Here is a 15487-nt window from a genome sequence, read left to right on the forward strand (position 1 = left end):
ATGTGTGGAATCGTAGGGGTCATCGGGCGCGGGCCGGTCAACCAGCTGCTCTATGACAGCTTGCTGCTGTTGCAGCATCGCGGGCAGGACGCCGCGGGCATCGCGACATCGCAAGGCAACCAATTCAATATGTACAAGGCGCACGGCCTGGTGCGCGACGTCTTCCGTACGCGCAACATGCGCGCGCTGCCGGGTACGTCGGGCGTCGGCCAGGTCCGCTATCCCACCGCGGGCTCCAGCGCCAGCGAGGAAGAGGCCCAGCCGTTCTACGTCAACGCGCCGTTCGGCATCATGTTGTCCCACAACGGCAATCTGACCAACTGGCGCGAGCTGCGCGAATCGCTCTACCGCGTCGACCGCCGCCACATCAACACCAACTCCGATTCCGAAGTCCTGCTGAACGTGCTGGCGCACGAGCTGCAATCGGCGGCCAGCGGCGTGTCGCTGGACGACGACGCGATCTTCCGCGCAGTGTCGGCCCTACACAAGCGCGTGCGCGGCGCCTATGCCGTGGTGGCGCAGATCTCCGGTTACGGCCTGCTGGCCTTCCGCGATCCCAACGGCATCCGTCCGCTGTGCATCGGCCGCCAGGAAACCGAAGAGGGCGTGGAGTGGATGGTCGCGTCGGAATCCGTGGCGCTGGAAGGCAGCGGCTTTGCCTTCGTGCGCGACGTCGAGCCCGGCGAAGCCGTGTTCATCGACCTGGACGGCCGCTTCGTCAGCCGCCAGTGCGCCGACAATCCGCAACTCGTGCCCTGCATTTTCGAATACGTGTATTTCGCGCGTCCGGATTCGCTGATCGACGGCGTGTCGGTATACGACGCCCGCCTGCGCATGGGCGAGTACCTGGCCGACAAGGTGGCGCGCAACATGCGCCTGGGCGATATCGACGTGGTCATGCCGATTCCGGATTCCTCGCGTCCCGCCGCCATGCAGCTGGCCGCGCGGCTGAACCTGGACTATCGCGAAGGCCTGATCAAGAACCGCTACGTGGGCCGCACCTTCATCATGCCGGGCCAGGCCGTGCGCCGTAAGTCCGTGCGCCAGAAGCTCAATGCCATTGGCATGGAGTTCAAGGGCAAGAACGTGCTGCTGGTGGACGACTCCATCGTGCGCGGCACGACCAGCCGCGAGATCGTGGACATGGCCCGCGCCGCCGGCGCCAACAAGGTCTACTTCGCCTCGGCGGCGCCTCCGGTGCGCTTCCCGAACGTCTACGGCATCGACATGCCCACGCAGAGCGAACTCATCGCCACCGGCCGCACCGACGAGGAAATCGCCCGCGCGATCGGCGCCGACTCGCTGGTCTACCAGGACCTGCACGACATGCAGCAGGCGGTCCGGGATATCAATCCCAAGCTGTCGCGCTTCGAGGCGTCCTGCTTTGACGGTCAGTACGTTACGGGCGACATCACCCCCGAGTACTTGGCTCGCCTGGGCCAGTCCCGTGGCGAACCGGGCGAGGAAGGGGGCGCGAGCGGCTTGCAGTTCAACATGGGCTACGCCGCCAGCGACGCCTGACGCGTCTGTCTGGTGGCAAGAAAAATGCCGTCCTTCGGGACGGCATTTTTTATTGCGCGGTACTGAGCGCTTGCTCAGGGATATCAGGCCGCCGCCTTCCACAAGGTTTCGCGTGTCGCCTCCAGGTGCGTCAGATACAGCCGCAAGTCGAACTCGTACTGGTGGTACTGCGGTTCCATGCGCAGGCACAGGTTGTAGAAGGCCTTGTTGTGGTCTTTTTCCTTCAGGTGGGCCAGCTCATGCACCGTGATCATCTTCAGGAATTCCGCCGGCACGGTCTTGAACAGCGTCGCCACCCGGATTTCATGCTTGGCCTTGAGCTTGCCGCCCTGCACGCGCGAGATGTAGGTGTGCTGGCCGAGCGCATGCTGGATCACATGGATCTTGCTGTCGAAGGCGACCTTGTTGATCTGGTCGCCGTTGCGCATATAAGTGTTCTTCAGGTCGGTCACGTACTGATAGAGCGCCCGGTCGGTGCGCACGTCATGAGGGCCGGCGGGATAGCGCGCCAGCAGCGCCGGACCCAGCTTGTCTTGGTCGAGCAGCTTTTGGGCCTGGGCGAGCAGGGATTCCGGGTATCCGGTCAGGTATTTCAGGGTGGACATGATCGAGGCGGGCGTGGTCAGGCAGCCCGGCGTTTGGCTGCCGCCCGCAAGACTGCAGGCGGCATCGGGAAGATGAGGTTACTGCGACCCGCCGCGCCGGAATACGACCGGCAGCGCCATGAAAAAGATGATGACGAAGAGCGCCAGGCTCCAAAGCGCGTATTCGATGCCCAGCACCGGCACCTTGGCGTCCATGCAGGTGGCATAGATGCCGAACAGCCACGGCACGGCGCTTTCCAGGCCGATGCCCGTCATGAAGCGGTCGGCGAAGGTCTGGTCGCAGGACAGCATGTTGGCCGCTACGCTGTACTGATACCAGGCGGCCGCGATGCCGCTCAGGGACAGCAGCGCGGCGAGTGCGCCGCACAGGCGCGTCAGCGCGCGTCCGCCGCCGAATCCGCCCACCAGCGCGATGACGCCGATCACCAGGTAGATCAGGCGCTGCATGACGCACCAGGCGCAGGGAGGCATGTCGAAGACATGCTGGGAAACCAGGGCGAGGCCGACGGCGCCGAAGCAGAAGAGGGCGATCAGGCGGAGCAGGCGTTCTGAGCGAGAGGTCATTGTTGCTTTGCAAGGGTTGGAAAAGGGGGGCTGGACACGGCCCCGAGCCAGGCTTAGGCCTTGGGAATCGGAATTGGTTGCATCACTTGCTGCAACACGCCCAGCAGCAGCTCGCGGGATCCTTCCCAGAAGATCTGCACGCCCAGGCACAGCATGATGAAGGCCGACAGGCGCATGAACACGGCGGTGCCATTGTCGCCCAGGCGGTGCAGCATCTGCGCCGCAAAGCGCAGGCAGATGTAGAGCGTGACCGACACGACGATGATGCCCGGAATCGATCCGCCCAACCGCAGCAGGCTCAGCACGTGGTTCTGGTCGCGCAGCGACACCCCCACGGTGATGGCCGCGGCGATGGATCCGGGGCCGCAGCTGATGGGGAAGGTCAGGGGATAGAACGCGCGGGCCTTGGCCATTTCCGGAGTGAAGGACTCGGCCATGCGCGCCACGCGTTCGGTGTCGGCGTCGGGTGAATTCACCAGCCGCCAGGCGCTGGCGATCACGAGCATGCCGCCGCCGACTCGCACGATGGACAGCGAAATGCCGAAGAAGCTGAGCAGCACGTTGCCCGCGACCATGGCGACGATCAGCATCAGGCAGACATTGATGGCCACGCGCTTGGCCAGCACCATCCGGGTGGACGACGACGCGCCCTCGGTCAGCGACAGGAAGATCGGCGCGATCGCGGGCGGGTTGAGGAACGGCAACAGGGTAGCCAGCGCGAAAAAGAAGCTGGTACCGAAAACGCGCAGATAATCGTTTAGCTCCATGGGGAGGGCATCGCCTGGCCGAAAACCGGGATTGTATGCGGTCCCGGCGGCGCTGGCGATGCCGGGCGCCCGCGGTCAGGCGGCGCGCTGCTGGGCTTCCTCGCCCGCCAGGGCGTCCAGGACGTCGCGCTCGAACTGCATCTGGCTGCGCGGGCGCGTCAGCGCGGTGCCGTCGACGATGAAGACGTCTTCGACCCGGTCGCCCAGCGTCATGATCTTGGCCATCAGCAGGTTCACCTCGTGGCTGGCAAAGACGCGGGCCAGGGCGTGCAGCAGGCCGGGCCGGTCGGTGGCAGTCACGGACAGGCGCCAGGAGGTGCTGCGCTCGTCGGGCTGCAGTTCAGCCTGCGGCATGACCGGGAACACCCGCGACACGCGGGACTGGCGGCCGCGGCTGTAGTAGCCGCCGCGAGCGGGCTGTTGCAAGGCGGCGGCGTGCGGGTCCTTGAGGCGTTCGGCCAGTTCGTGTTCGACCAGGGTGGCCTGGGCGCGCAGGTCGCTGGCGCCTTCCGGCAGCAGCACGATGAAGCTGTCCAGCGCCCAGCCGTGGCGCGTGGTGTGGATGCGGGCATCCTGAATGGAAAGCGACTTGGCGTCGAAATAGCCGCAGATCGCCACGAACAGGTCGGGCGCATCGCGGGTGTACACCATGATCTGCAGGCCTTCGCCGTGTTCGGTCGGGCGGGCCTTGACCACCGCCTGCGCTGGCGCGACCTGGTGGTATAGGTGGCGGGTGTGCCAGGCGATGTCCGAGGCGTCGTGGCGCAGGAAGTACGCCACGTCGAGCTGGTTCCAGAAGGCCTCGCGGGCGTCGTCGCGCAGGCCCGCCAGGCGGGTCAGGCGGGCGGCTTCTTCCTTGCGTTCGGTCAGGACAGTGTGGGCGTCGGCATGGGCGCCGCCCAGGGCGGCCAGCGTCAGCTTGTACAGATCTTCCAGCAGCTTGCCCTTCCAGGCGTTCCAGACCTTGGGGCTGGTGCCGCGGATATCGGCCACCGTCAGCAGATACAGCGCTGTCAGATGGCGCTCGTCCTTCACGGTGGCGGCGAAGTCCTGCACCACGGTCGGATCGGACAGGTCGCGCTTTTGCGCCACGGCCGACATCAGCAGATGCTGGCGGACCAGGAACTCGACCAGCTTGGCGTCCTCGGGCTCCATGCCGTGGTCTTGGGCAAACTTGCGCACTTCGCGCGCGCCCAGCTCGGAGTGGTCGCCGCCGCGGCCCTTGGCGATGTCGTGGAACAGCGCGGCCACGTACAGCAGCCAGTGCCGGTCCAGGCCGGCGATCAGCTGGCTGGCCAGCGGATATTCCTGGGCGTGCTCCGGCATGGTGAAGCGGCGCAGGTTGCGCACCACCGCCAGCGTGTGCTGGTCTACCGTGTAGGCGTGGAACAGGTCATGCTGCATCTGGCCGACGATGCGGCGGAATACCGGCAGATAGCGCGGCAGGATGTTCAGCATGGTCATGCGCCGCAGCTCGTGCACGATGCCGCGCGGCTGCTGCAGGATTTGCAGGAACAGCTTGCGGTTGACCGGGTTGCGGCGGAACTGCGCGTCGATGCGGTGGCGCGAATGCCAGATGGCGCGCAGCGTGCGCGCCGACATGCTGGTCAGTTCCGGGTGCTGCTGCATCACCAGGAAGGCGCGCAGCAGCAGGGTGGGATTGCGCTCGAAACCGTCGTCGCGAATGATGTCCAGGCGGTCCCGCAGATTGCGGAAGTCGTCGTCGATGTCGCGCGCGTCGCTATCCGGGCGCGGGAACAGCCGTTCCTCGATGTTCTGCACCAGGATGCCGTTGAGCTGCGTCACCAGACGCGCCGCCCAGTAGTAGCGCTGCATCAGCAGCTCGCTGCCGCGGCGGGTGGCGGTGGCGTGGATGCCGTAGACCTCGGCCAGGGCGGGCTGCAGGTCGAACAGCACGCGGTCTTCGCGCCGGTTCGCCAGCAGGTGCAATTCGATGCGCAGGCGCTTGAAGGCTTGTTCGGCCTTGCGCAGGTCGCGCGCCTCGGACGAAGTAAGCAGGCCGGCCTGCGCCACGGAGCGCCAGCTGTTGCCAAAGCCGGCCGCCCGGGCCATCCACAGGATGACCTGCAGGTCGCGCAGTCCGCCCGGCGACTCCTTGCAGTTCGGCTCCAGCGCATAGGGCGTGTCTTGGTAGCGCGCGTGGCGCTGCTGCATTTCGACGCGTTTGGCGCGAAAAAAAGCGCGCGGGTCCAGGCGGGACTTGGTCGCGGCTTCGAAGGCCTTCATCAGCGTGCGGCTGCCGGCCAGCCAGCGGGATTCCAGCAGAGCCGTTTCCACGGTGATATCGGCATCCGCCTCGCGTTCGCAGTCCTCGATGGTGCGTACGCTATGGCCGGGCTCCAGGCCCAGGTCCCACAGCGAGGCCACCAGCTTCTCGATGGCCGACTCGTCCTCGGGCGTGGGCGCGTGCGGCAGCAGGATCAGCAGGTCCACGTCGGAGTGCGGGTAAAGCTCGCCCCGGCCATAGCCGCCCACGGCCGCCAGCGTGGCGCCGGCGGGCAGCGGGCAATGCTTGATCAGGTCGCGCAGCGCGGCGTCGACGATGCGGCGCAGCTCGGACAGCAGGGTGTCCGGCCGCAGGTGCGTGCGGAATTGCGCCACCGCGGTCCGCCGGGCTTCCTGGATGCGTTCGCGCAGGGCGCTGAGTATGGCGGCGGTCATGGTGGCTAAGCTTGTGTATCAGACGGCTGGGATGACCAGGGGGTCGGTGACGAAGGCGGGCGGCTTGGGCATTCCTGGCGACAGGGTCAATACTTCGTAGCCGGTCTCGGTGACACAGACAGCATGCTCCCATTGGGCCGACAGGCTGTGGTCGCGGGTGACGACCGTCCAGCCGTCGGACAGCTGGCGGATCTCGCGGCGTCCGGCATTGATCATGGGTTCGATGGTGAACAGCATGCCCGTCGTCAGCTTCACGCCCGTACCCGGCTTGCCATAGTGCAGCACCTGCGGGTCTTCGTGGAAGCGCTGGCCGATGCCGTGGCCGCAGAACTCGCGCACTACTGAAAAGCCGTTGGCCTCGGCGTGCTTCTGGATCGCGTTGCCGATGTCGCCCAACGTGGCCCCGTTTTTCACCTGCTGGATGCCCTTCCACATGCATTCGAAGGTGATCTCGGTCAGGCGGCGCGACAATATGGACTGTTCGCCTACCGCGTACATGCGGCTGGTGTCACCGAACCAGCCATCCTTGATGATGGTGACGTCGATATTCAGCGAGTCGCCGTTTTTCAGCACCTTATCGCCCGGGATGCCATGGCAGACTTGGTGGTTGACCGAGGTGCAGATGGCGCCGGGGAAGGGCGGATAGCCCGGGGGCGCATAGCCCACCGTGGCGGATTTCACGCCCAGTTCATCGGTCAGGTACTCCAGGCAGAGGCGGTCCAGCTCCCCGGTGGTGACCCCAGGCTTGACGTAAGGCGTGATGAAATCGAGGACTTTGGCCGCATCCTGGCAGGCGGCGCGCATCTTGGCCAGGTCGGCTTGATTGGTGATAGTGCCCATGGAATAGCTTGGCGATGTCTCGCTTGAATGTCTGCTTGAAAGAATAGTAGAATTATAGGCTTCCCTAAAATTTTGGGGAGCAATCGGGTTACGGCAAAGGCTGAACCCGGCGGGTGCAGGCAGCGGAACCGATGCCTCGCAAACCCGGCAGTTGTTCTGGCAGCGGGTCCTTTCATAGTGATCGGCGGCGCGCCCTGAAGTTTCACCGCAAGCGAAGGTTGTGGAGCGAAATCGGGCAGGCCGTTGATTCCGTGGGTGGATACGCGAACAGGAAACCAGTCGGGCGGGCGGGGATAGCGGCAAATCCGGAGCAGGCGCCAGGCTGGGGACGCGGCGTGCTTGTAAGCCCGGTCATGTTTTAGAGCGGCGATGCAGGCTCAGGGTTTGGACTCGGTGTGGATGTCGGCTTAAGTTATTGAAAACGTTCGCGTTTTCTTAAGAAATGCCCCGATGGTCTGATGCGCGGTCGAACTGAAGTCTGGGTGTAAAAACCCCTTGCTTGAACGCGAAGAGCTGGATTTTCCAGAGCTGGATTTCGCCGCCAACAAAACAGGTCCGGGTGCGCTTTCGGGAAACCGCCGGAAACTTCCAGGAAATTCCTGGTGGGTCTGGAAAAGCGCCTGCAAGCAAGCGGTGCAAGGCCTTGGTCGTGGCGGCCGTCTGGGTTTATCGCGGCAGCGTAGTAGAAGGCGCCCCAGGGCGTCGTAGTTATTGCGGCAGTGATCGGTCGGCCCGGTTAAAATTTTGTCATCCCGCATTTGCGGGAAATCGCGCGCAACACCACCCAGGGTGTCAGTCAAAGGCTGATGCAGGTGCGGCGCAAGAAATCAACCCTTGGAGAAAGTTATGTCTTTGATGCGCGAAATGCTGGAAGCGGGTGTCCACTTTGGTCACCAGACCCGCTACTGGAACCCCAAGATGGCCCCCTTCATCTTCGGCCATCGCAACAAGATTCACATCATCAACCTGGAAAAGACGGTTGATAAGTACCAGGAAGCCACCAAGTTCGTGAAGCAGCTGGCTGCTCGCGGCGGCAACATCCTGTTCGTCGGCACCAAGCGCGCTGCCCGCGAGCTGGTCGCCGCTGAAGCCTCCCGTTGCGGCATGCCCTTCGTCGACGCCCGCTGGCTCGGCGGCATGCTGACCAACTTCAAGACGGTCAAGACCTCGGTCAAGCGCCTGAAGGACATGGAAGCCGTTGTCGCCGAAGGCGGCGCCGAGCGCATGATCAAGAAGGAAGGCCTGCTGTTCCAGCGCGAACTGGAAAAGCTGAACAAGTCGATCGGCGGCATCAAGGACATGAACGGTCTGCCTGACGCCATTTTCGTGATCGACGTCGGCTACCACAAGATCGCCATCGCCGAAGCCAAGACCCTGGGTATCCCCGTGGTCGCCGTGGTTGACACCAACCACTCGCCCGAAGGCATCGACTACGTCATCCCCGGCAACGACGACTCGGCCAAGGCCATCGCGCTGTACGCCAAGGGCATCGCCGACGCCGTGCTGGAAGGCCGCGAACAGAACCTGAACGGTCTGGTCGAAGAACTGGGCGAAGGCCAGGAAGAGTTCGTCGAAGTGCAGGACAACCAGGCCTAAGCCTGTTGTCATGTCCGGCGGTTAGCGTCTGGGAGCGGTGCCGAAATCGGTCCGCTCCCGCCTCGCCGGCAATGCGAAGGTGGGCTCCCATCTTCCTGATCCGCTAGTCGCGGATGTCCCATCGAATCAAACCACTGTCCCGGTGCGCCGGGGCATGTTCTAGCAAATTGGAGCAAACATGGCTGAAATTACCGCTGCCCTGGTCAAGGAACTGCGCGAAAAGACCGACGCGCCCATGATGGAGTGCAAGAAGGCCTTGACGGAAGCCGAGGGCGACCTGGCCCGCGCCGAGGAAATCCTGCGCGTCAAGCTGGGCAACAAGGCCAGCAAGGCTGCCGCTCGCGTCACCGCTGAAGGCCTGATCGGTCTGTTCATCTCCGCCGACGCCAAGAAGGGCGCCGTCATCGAAATCAACTGCGAAACCGACTTCGTCGCCAAGAACGACGACTTCGTCGGCTTCGTGAACAAGCTGGCTGAACTGGTCGCCACGCAGAATCCCGCCACGGTGGAAGCCCTGTCGGCGCTGCCCTACGGCGACGGCACGGTTGAAAGCACCCGCACCGCCCTGATCGGCAAGATCGGCGAAAACATCTCGATCCGCCGCTTCGAGCGCATCGAGACCCCGAACGCGCTGGCCAGCTACGTGCACGGCGGCAAGATCGGCGTGCTGGTCGAATACACCGGCGCGGAAGAAGTGGGCAAGGACCTGGCGATGCACATCGCCGCCACCAAGCCCAAGGCTCTGAACGCCGACGGCGTGAACCCCGCCGACATCGCCGCCGAACGCTCGGTCGCCGAACAGAAGGCCGCCGAATCGGGCAAGCCGGCTGACATCGTCGCCAAGATGGTCGAAGGCTCGGTCGCGAAGTTCCTGAAGGAAGTCACCCTGCTGTCGCAGCCGTTCGTCAAGAGCGACAAGCACAGCGTTGAGCAGATGCTCAAGGAAAAGGGCGCTTCGATCAGCAAGTTCGTGCTGTTCGTTGTCGGCGAAGGTATCGAGAAGAAGACCAGCGATTTCGCCGCTGAGGTCGCCGCTGCCGCCGCCGGCCGCGCCTGACCCAGGGTAGTGCTTAAGGGCCGGCGCTAGATTAAATTCTAGTCCGGCCTATTTCTTGTCTTACACTTTCGTCGGATTGTTCTTCGGGATATCACCTATGAGCAGCAGAGCATACAAACGGGTTCTTCTCAAACTTTCCGGCGAGGCGCTGATGGGCGACGATGCATTCGGCATCAACCGCTCCACCATCGTCCGCATGACCGATGAGGTCGCTGAAGTCGCCGCCACGGGCGTCGAGCTGGCCATCGTCATCGGCGGGGGCAATATTTTCCGTGGCGTCGCCCCGGGCGCGCAGGGCATGGACCGCGCGACCGCCGACTACATGGGCATGATGGCCACCATCATGAACGCGCTTGCGCTGCAAGACGCGCTCAAGCACAAGGGTGTCGACACCCGCGTGCAATCGGCCTTGAATATCGATCAGGTCGTCGAACCGTACATCCGCCCGAAGGCGCTGCGCTACCTCGAAGAGGGCAAGGTCGTCATCTTCGCGGCAGGTACCGGCAATCCCTTCTTCACCACGGACACGGCTGCTGCGTTGCGCGGCGCCGAGATCGGGGCGGAGATCGTGCTGAAGGCCACCAAGGTCGACGGCATCTACAGCGCGGATCCCAACAAGGATCCCACCGCCACGCGTTACTCGCGCATCAGCTTCGACGAAGCGATCGTCCGCCGGCTGGAAGTCATGGATGCCACCGCCTTCGCGCTGTGCCGTGACCAGAAGCTGCCGATCAAAGTGTTTTCGATCAATAAGTCCGGCGCCCTCAAGCGGGTCGTCAGCGGCGAAGACGAAGGCACCTTGGTACACGTCTAAAGAAAAGGAAATTCCATGAGCGTCGCAGAAATCCGCAAATCCGCCGAAGCCAGGATGGCCAAGTCGCTTGACACGCTCAAGACCAACCTGGCCAAGATCCGTACGGGCCGCGCCCACACCGGCATCCTGGACCACGTGCAGGTCGAGTACTACGGCTCGCCCGTGCCGATCAGCCAGGTTGGCAACGTGAACCTCGTGGACGCCCGCACCATCAGCGTGCAGCCCTACGAGAAGAGCATGGCCTCCGCGATCGAAAAGGCGATCCGCGAATCGGACCTGGGTCTGAACCCCATGTCGATGGGCGACACGATCCGCGTGCCGATGCCTGCGCTGACCGAAGAGCGCCGCCGCGACCTGACCAAGGTGGTCCGCAGCGAAGGCGAGGACGCCAAGGTGGCCGTGCGCAACCTGCGCCGCGAAGCCAACGAAGCGCTGAAGAAGCTGGTCAAGGACAAGGAAATCTCCGAGGACGACGAACGCCGTTCGCAGGACGACGTCCAGAAGCTGACCGATCGCAGCGTGGCTGACATCGACAAGATGGTCACGCAGAAAGAAGCGGAAATCATGACCGTATAATTCCTGGATGCCGTCAGGGTGACAGGCTAGCCCCTATCTCCCTGGCGACCGGGATATCCTGCCTGAGCGCCGTCCTGTCCATTGATTCGCAGCCTTGCTGCCTAGCGGTGGAACGACGGCGCAGGCTTTTCTTCACGTAATTCCGTTTTCGCCGTTTCACCGCGCGCAGCCCCAGACCAATGGCAACCAGTTCGACCCAGGCGGTTCCCGCTACCCGCGACATTCCCGAGCACGTGGCCATCATCATGGATGGCAATGGCCGGTGGGCGACTAGGCGGCTGCTGCCGCGCACCGCGGGCCACGCCAAGGGCGTGCAGGCGGTGCGGCGCGTGGTCGAGGCCTGCGGCCGCGCCGGCGTGCGCTATCTGACCCTGTTCGCCTTCAGTTCCGAGAACTGGCGCCGTCCGGCAGAGGAAGTGTCGCTGCTCATGCGCCTGTTCGTGCAGGCGCTGGAGCGCGAGATCGGCAAGCTGGAAGAGCAGGGCGTGCGCCTGCACGTCATCGGCGACCTGTCGGCCTTCGAGCCCCGTTTGCAGGAGCTGATCTTCGCGGCCCAGGAGCGCACGGCCCACAACGACCGCCTGCACCTGACGGTCGCCGCCAACTATGGCGGTCGCTGGGACATCCTGCAGGCGACCCGCGCCATGCTGGCCGCCGAGCCCGCACTGGCCACCCAGCCCCAGCTGGTGGACGAGGAGCGCCTGGCGCGCCATCTGTCCATGTCCTGGGCGCCAGAACCCGATCTGTTCATCCGCACCGGCGGCGAACAGCGCATTTCCAATTTCCTGATCTGGCAGATGGCTTACGCGGAGTTCTACTTCACGGATCGCTACTGGCCGGATTTCGGCGCCGCCGAGCTCGCGGCCGCCTTTGACTGGTACCGCACGCGCGAACGCCGCTTCGGCCGTACCAGCGCGCAAGTCAGCGAAAACGGCGCGAAATAAAACGGACGGCGACTAGCGCGTCTTTCCAGGGCTGTACACGAGGAGACCGTCAAATGTTGGGCCAGCGTATCGTTACCGCAGTCGTTCTGTTGGCCGTTCTGGCCGCCGCGATGGTCAGCGCGAACCCCTGGTGGTTCGTTGCGCTTCTGGCCCTGGCTGCCGCCTGCGCCAATTGGGAGTGGCTGCGCCTGACCCTGCCGCAACCGCCTTCCCCTCTCATTGCCGTCGGCGTCGCCGTCCTGCTGTTCGGGGGCATGCTGGCGTTGGCGTCCGCCTGGCTCGCGGGGCAGAATGCCGGCATCGCGGATCCCGTCTGGGTGCTGCGTTACGTGGTGCCGGCGGTGGCCGCGGTTTGGCTGTTCGGCGGTCTGACGGCGGTGGTGCGCGGGCGCTCCGATGCGCCTCCCGCCAGCTTGGGCTGGTCGGTTTTTTCCGTGCCCGCGGCGTTTGCCGCCTGGGCCGTGCTGGCGCAGATGTTCGTGGCGCATGGCGCCGGTTTCGTGGTGTCGCTGCTGGCACTGGTCTGGGTCGCCGACATTGCCGCCTATTTTGCCGGCAGAGCCTTTGGCAAGCGTAAACTGGCCCCGCGGGTCAGCCCGGGCAAGACGGTCGCGGGCGCGGTTGCCGGCGTCCTGGGCGCGGTGATCTGGATCGGTCTTTCCAGCCTGTGGGAAGGCACTTACGGCCATGCGCTGGTCGAGCGCTGGAGCTTCTGGCTGGCTCTGCCCATTGCCGCCGTGCTCGGCGTGCTGTCGATCGTGGGCGACCTGTTCGAATCGCTGCTCAAGCGGCGTGCCGGCCGCAAGGATTCCAGCACGCTGCTGCCTGGCCACGGCGGGGTCTATGACCGCATCGACGCGATTCTCCCGGTCGCGCCGTTTGCGCTACTTTTGTCTGGAGTGTTGTTTTGACGGCTTTTCAACGCGTCGTCGTGCTGGGATCGACCGGTTCGATCGGTGAAAGCACGCTGGATGTGATCGCCCGCCACCCCGAGCGCCTGGCGGTTTACGCGCTGTCGGCGTACAGCCGGATGGCGCGCCTGGCGGAGCAGGCGCAGGCCAGCCGCGCTGCCGTGGTGGTGGTGCCGGACTCGGCGGCCCGCGAGAAATTCATTGCCGCATGGGCGGGCGGCCAGCCCATGCCGGAAATCCGGGTCGGCGCTCAGGCGTTGGCCGATACCGCCGCCGATCCCCAATGCGACTCCGTCATGGCGGCCATCGTGGGGGCTGCGGGACTGCCCGCTGCCCTGGCGGCCGCCCGCAGCGGCAAGCGCGTATTGCTGGCCAACAAGGAAGCGCTGGTTGCAGCCGGCTCGCTCTTCATGCAGGCCGTACGCGACAACGGCGCCGAACTGCTGCCTATCGACAGCGAACATAATGCCATTTTCCAATGCCTGCCTCATGGCGGGCGAGCCGTCGCGCCGGATCGCCCGGCGCCCGGCGTGCGCCGTCTGCTGCTGACCGCCTCCGGCGGCCCTTTCCGCGGACGCGACCTGGAAGACCTGCACGATGTGACGCCGGCCCAGGCTTGCGCTCATCCCAACTGGAGCATGGGCCGCAAGATCTCGGTCGATTCCGCCACCATGCTCAACAAGGGCCTGGAGGTGATCGAGGCGCATTGGCTGTTCGCGATGCCTGCTGACCGCATCGAGGTGGTGGTGCATCCCCAGAGCGTGGTGCATTCCATGGTCGAGTACGACGACGGCTCGGTGCTGGCTCAGCTTGGCCAGCCCGACATGCGCACGCCCATCGCCTACGGCCTGGGCTTTCCCGAACGCCTGGACAGCGGCGTCGGTCCGCTGGACCTGACGCGCCTGGGGCGGCTGGACTTCGAAAAGCCGGATCTGGCCCGCTTTCCGTGCCTGGCCCTGTCGTTCGCGGCGCTGCGCGCCGGGCAGGGAGCCTGCGTGGCGCTGAACGCCGCCAACGAGATCGCCGTGGAGGCCTTCCTGAGCGGTCGGCTGCCCTATACCTGGATTCCGCGGGTAATCGAGGCTTCCCTGGAGTGGCAGGCGCGGCAAGCATCTGTTACGCTCAACAGTCTTGACGACGTGCTCGCGCTTGATTCCGACGCGCGCGTCTTCGCGGGCAACCTGGGCCTGGCCTGACGCAGGCTCGGTCGCCACCGTCCGCCTGCCTCTGATTTCCTAGATTTCTCCGATTCCGATGCTTTTCACCCTGCTGGCCTTTGCGGTTGCGCTTGGCTCCCTGATCATCTTCCATGAACTGGGGCACTATTGGGTGGCCCGTCTGTGCGGCGTGAAGGTGCTGCGCTTCTCGGTGGGATTTGGCAAGGTCATCCTGCGCCGCACCGACCGCCACGGCACGGAATGGGCCGTTTCGGCCCTGCCGCTGGGCGGCTACGTCAAGATGCAGGACGATCCCCCCGCCGGCGCGAGCCCGGCGGAAGTGGCAGGGGCCTTCAACAGCAAGCCCGTCGGCCAGCGTATCGCCATCGTCGCCGCCGGCCCCATTTTCAACCTGATACTCGCGGTCTTCCTCTACGCCGGCCTGAACATGGCCGGCACCGAAGAGCCCGTGGCCGTCATCGCCCAGCCCGCGGCCGACACGCCGGCCGCGCGCGCCGGCCTTTTGTCGGGCGACCGCATCCTGGCCATCAACGGCGAAGAGGTGGCCTCCTGGTCCGACGCGCGCTGGCGCCTGATGGACGTCATGGCCACCGGCGGCAGCGCCAGGATCGAGGTCAAGACGCCTGCGGGCGCGGTCCAGCAGCGCGAACTGGTGCTGCCGTCGAACACGATGGATCCGGCTGGCGGCGACCCGCTGGCCGCAGCCGGTGTGCGCCTGGCCCAGCCCAAGCCCGCTGTGCGCGTTGTCAACGACGGCGGCGAAGGGCAGGCGGCAGGCCTGCGGGCGGGTGACCTGGTCCTGGCCGTGAACGGCGTTCCCACCCCGGACACCAGCGCGCTGGTCCGGCAGATCCAGGAAAGCGCCGGCAAGACCCTGGCCATGACCCTGGCGCGCGACGGCGCCAATGTTTCCCTGAACGTCACGCCCCGTGCCGAGACGGTCAACGGCCGGGTAATAGGCCGCCTGGGCGTCCAGCTGGGCGGCGACATTCCCATGGTGACCGTGCGCTACGGTGTATTCGAAAGCCTGTGGAAGGGCGCCGTGCGCACCTGGGACACCGCCTGGTTCTCCCTGCGCATGATGGGGCGCATGGTCACGGGCGACGTTTCCTGGCGCAATGTCAGCGGTCCCGTGACCATCGCCGATTACGCCGGCCAGACCGCCAGAATCGGAATTGTTGCGTACATCGCTTATATCGCCTTGATCAGTATCAGCCTGGGCGTACTAAATTTGCTGCCCATTCCCATGCTGGACGGTGGCCATCTGCTGTACTATCTCGTCGAAATTGTGCGGGGTAGCCCGCCGCCAGCAAGGTGGATCGATATCGGACAGCGCGCCGGCATAGGTTTATTGGCAAGCCTGATGGGGCTTGCGCTGTTCAATGATTTCACGCGTTTGTTCACTTGAACGCGATTTAGCATAAAATCCCCC

At 64.9% G+C, this 15487-nt stretch carries 14 protein-coding genes; 9 read left to right on the forward strand and 5 right to left on the reverse strand.

The window, feature by feature from the left end; translation table 11 throughout:
• Positions 1-1521: an amidophosphoribosyltransferase gene (purF, locus tag ACM1PE_RS10105; RefSeq protein ID WP_059380358.1), complete on the forward strand. Its 1521-nt coding sequence runs from the start codon at positions 1-3 to the stop codon at positions 1519-1521.
• 83 nt (positions 1522-1604) lie between these two features.
• Here the strand turns inward: purF and ACM1PE_RS10110 are convergent, their stop codons facing one another.
• The 5 genes from ACM1PE_RS10110 to map all read right to left on the reverse strand — a co-directional run bounded on the left by ACM1PE_RS10110 (position 1605) and on the right by map (position 6979).
• Positions 1605-2126 carry a M48 family metallopeptidase gene (locus tag ACM1PE_RS10110; protein ID WP_118933664.1) on the reverse strand — a complete coding sequence of 174 codons (522 nt, stop codon included), beginning with the start codon at positions 2124-2126 and terminating at the stop codon, positions 1605-1607.
• A 78-nt stretch (positions 2127-2204) separates the two neighbouring features.
• Complete coding sequence (locus ACM1PE_RS10115; protein WP_419343182.1) at positions 2205-2690, reverse strand: disulfide bond formation protein B; 486 nt, start codon at positions 2688-2690, stop codon at positions 2205-2207.
• 53 nt (positions 2691-2743) lie between these two features.
• Positions 2744-3457 (reverse strand): MarC family protein, encoded by a 714-nt coding sequence (locus tag ACM1PE_RS10120; protein WP_059380355.1) that lies wholly within the window; start codon positions 3455-3457, stop codon positions 2744-2746.
• A 75-nt stretch (positions 3458-3532) separates the two neighbouring features.
• Positions 3533-6139, reverse strand: a complete 2607-nt coding sequence (locus ACM1PE_RS10125) for a [protein-PII] uridylyltransferase (protein WP_419343184.1) — start codon at positions 6137-6139, stop codon at positions 3533-3535.
• An 18-nt stretch (positions 6140-6157) separates the two neighbouring features.
• Positions 6158-6979 (reverse strand): type I methionyl aminopeptidase, encoded by an 822-nt coding sequence (gene map / locus ACM1PE_RS10130; protein ID WP_419343185.1) that lies wholly within the window; start codon positions 6977-6979, stop codon positions 6158-6160.
• An 846-nt stretch (positions 6980-7825) separates the two neighbouring features.
• Between map and rpsB the strand changes: the two genes are divergently transcribed.
• The 8 genes from rpsB to rseP all read left to right on the forward strand — a co-directional run bounded on the left by rpsB (position 7826) and on the right by rseP (position 15463).
• Positions 7826-8575, forward strand: a complete 750-nt coding sequence (gene rpsB, locus ACM1PE_RS10135; protein WP_054456717.1) for a 30S ribosomal protein S2 — start codon at positions 7826-7828, stop codon at positions 8573-8575.
• Between the two features lie 178 nt (positions 8576-8753).
• On the forward strand, positions 8754-9632 hold the full coding sequence (gene tsf, locus ACM1PE_RS10140) for a translation elongation factor Ts (protein ID WP_059380352.1): 879 nt from the start codon (positions 8754-8756) through the stop codon (positions 9630-9632).
• A gap of 97 nt (positions 9633-9729) precedes the next feature.
• Positions 9730-10446, forward strand: a complete 717-nt coding sequence (gene pyrH, locus ACM1PE_RS10145; protein WP_013393440.1) for a UMP kinase — start codon at positions 9730-9732, stop codon at positions 10444-10446.
• A 15-nt stretch (positions 10447-10461) separates the two neighbouring features.
• Entirely contained in the window at positions 10462-11022 is a 561-nt protein-coding gene (frr, locus tag ACM1PE_RS10150; RefSeq protein WP_059380351.1) for a ribosome recycling factor, read from the forward strand.
• 179 nt (positions 11023-11201) lie between these two features.
• Complete coding sequence (gene uppS / locus ACM1PE_RS10155; protein WP_059380350.1) at positions 11202-11966, forward strand: polyprenyl diphosphate synthase; 765 nt, start codon at positions 11202-11204, stop codon at positions 11964-11966.
• A gap of 53 nt (positions 11967-12019) precedes the next feature.
• A complete protein-coding gene (locus tag ACM1PE_RS10160; RefSeq protein WP_419343188.1) occupies positions 12020-12877 on the forward strand; it encodes a phosphatidate cytidylyltransferase in 858 nt (285 codons plus the stop codon).
• On the forward strand, positions 12874-14073 hold the full coding sequence (locus ACM1PE_RS10165) for a 1-deoxy-D-xylulose-5-phosphate reductoisomerase (protein ID WP_059380348.1): 1200 nt from the start codon (positions 12874-12876) through the stop codon (positions 14071-14073). Before ACM1PE_RS10160 ends, ACM1PE_RS10165 begins: the two co-directional genes overlap by 4 nt.
• Before the next feature lie 58 nt (positions 14074-14131).
• The gene (rseP, locus tag ACM1PE_RS10170) at positions 14132-15463 is read left to right on the forward strand and encodes an RIP metalloprotease RseP (RefSeq protein ID WP_419343190.1); all 1332 of its coding nucleotides are present in this window, start codon (positions 14132-14134) and stop codon (positions 15461-15463) included.
• Positions 15464-15487 lie beyond the last annotated feature (24 nt).

Source organism: Achromobacter sp. PD1 (assembly GCF_048541815.1).
Lineage (GTDB): Bacteria > Pseudomonadota > Gammaproteobacteria > Burkholderiales > Burkholderiaceae_B > Achromobacter > Achromobacter bronchisepticus_A.

Bases quoted from the DNA above. Each gene is read 5' to 3' on its own strand.
- purF (WP_059380358.1), top strand. From the start codon at position 1: ATGTGTGGAATCGTAGGGGTCATCGGGCGCGGGCCGGTCAACCAGCTG.
- ACM1PE_RS10110 (WP_118933664.1), bottom strand. From the start codon at position 2,126: ATGTCCACCCTGAAATACCTGACCGGATACCCGGAATCCCTGCTCGCC.
- ACM1PE_RS10115 (WP_419343182.1), bottom strand. From the start codon at position 2,690: ATGACCTCTCGCTCAGAACGCCTGCTCCGCCTGATCGCCCTCTTCTGC.
- ACM1PE_RS10120 (WP_059380355.1), bottom strand. From the start codon at position 3,457: ATGGAGCTAAACGATTATCTGCGCGTTTTCGGTACCAGCTTCTTTTTC.
- ACM1PE_RS10125 (WP_419343184.1), bottom strand. From the start codon at position 6,139: ATGACCGCCGCCATACTCAGCGCCCTGCGCGAACGCATCCAGGAAGCC.
- map (WP_419343185.1), bottom strand. From the start codon at position 6,979: ATGGGCACTATCACCAATCAAGCCGACCTGGCCAAGATGCGCGCCGCC.
- rpsB (WP_054456717.1), top strand. From the start codon at position 7,826: ATGTCTTTGATGCGCGAAATGCTGGAAGCGGGTGTCCACTTTGGTCAC.
- tsf (WP_059380352.1), top strand. From the start codon at position 8,754: ATGGCTGAAATTACCGCTGCCCTGGTCAAGGAACTGCGCGAAAAGACC.
- pyrH (WP_013393440.1), top strand. From the start codon at position 9,730: ATGAGCAGCAGAGCATACAAACGGGTTCTTCTCAAACTTTCCGGCGAG.
- frr (WP_059380351.1), top strand. From the start codon at position 10,462: ATGAGCGTCGCAGAAATCCGCAAATCCGCCGAAGCCAGGATGGCCAAG.
- uppS (WP_059380350.1), top strand. From the start codon at position 11,202: ATGGCAACCAGTTCGACCCAGGCGGTTCCCGCTACCCGCGACATTCCC.
- ACM1PE_RS10160 (WP_419343188.1), top strand. From the start codon at position 12,020: ATGTTGGGCCAGCGTATCGTTACCGCAGTCGTTCTGTTGGCCGTTCTG.
- rseP (WP_419343190.1), top strand. From the start codon at position 14,132: ATGCTTTTCACCCTGCTGGCCTTTGCGGTTGCGCTTGGCTCCCTGATC.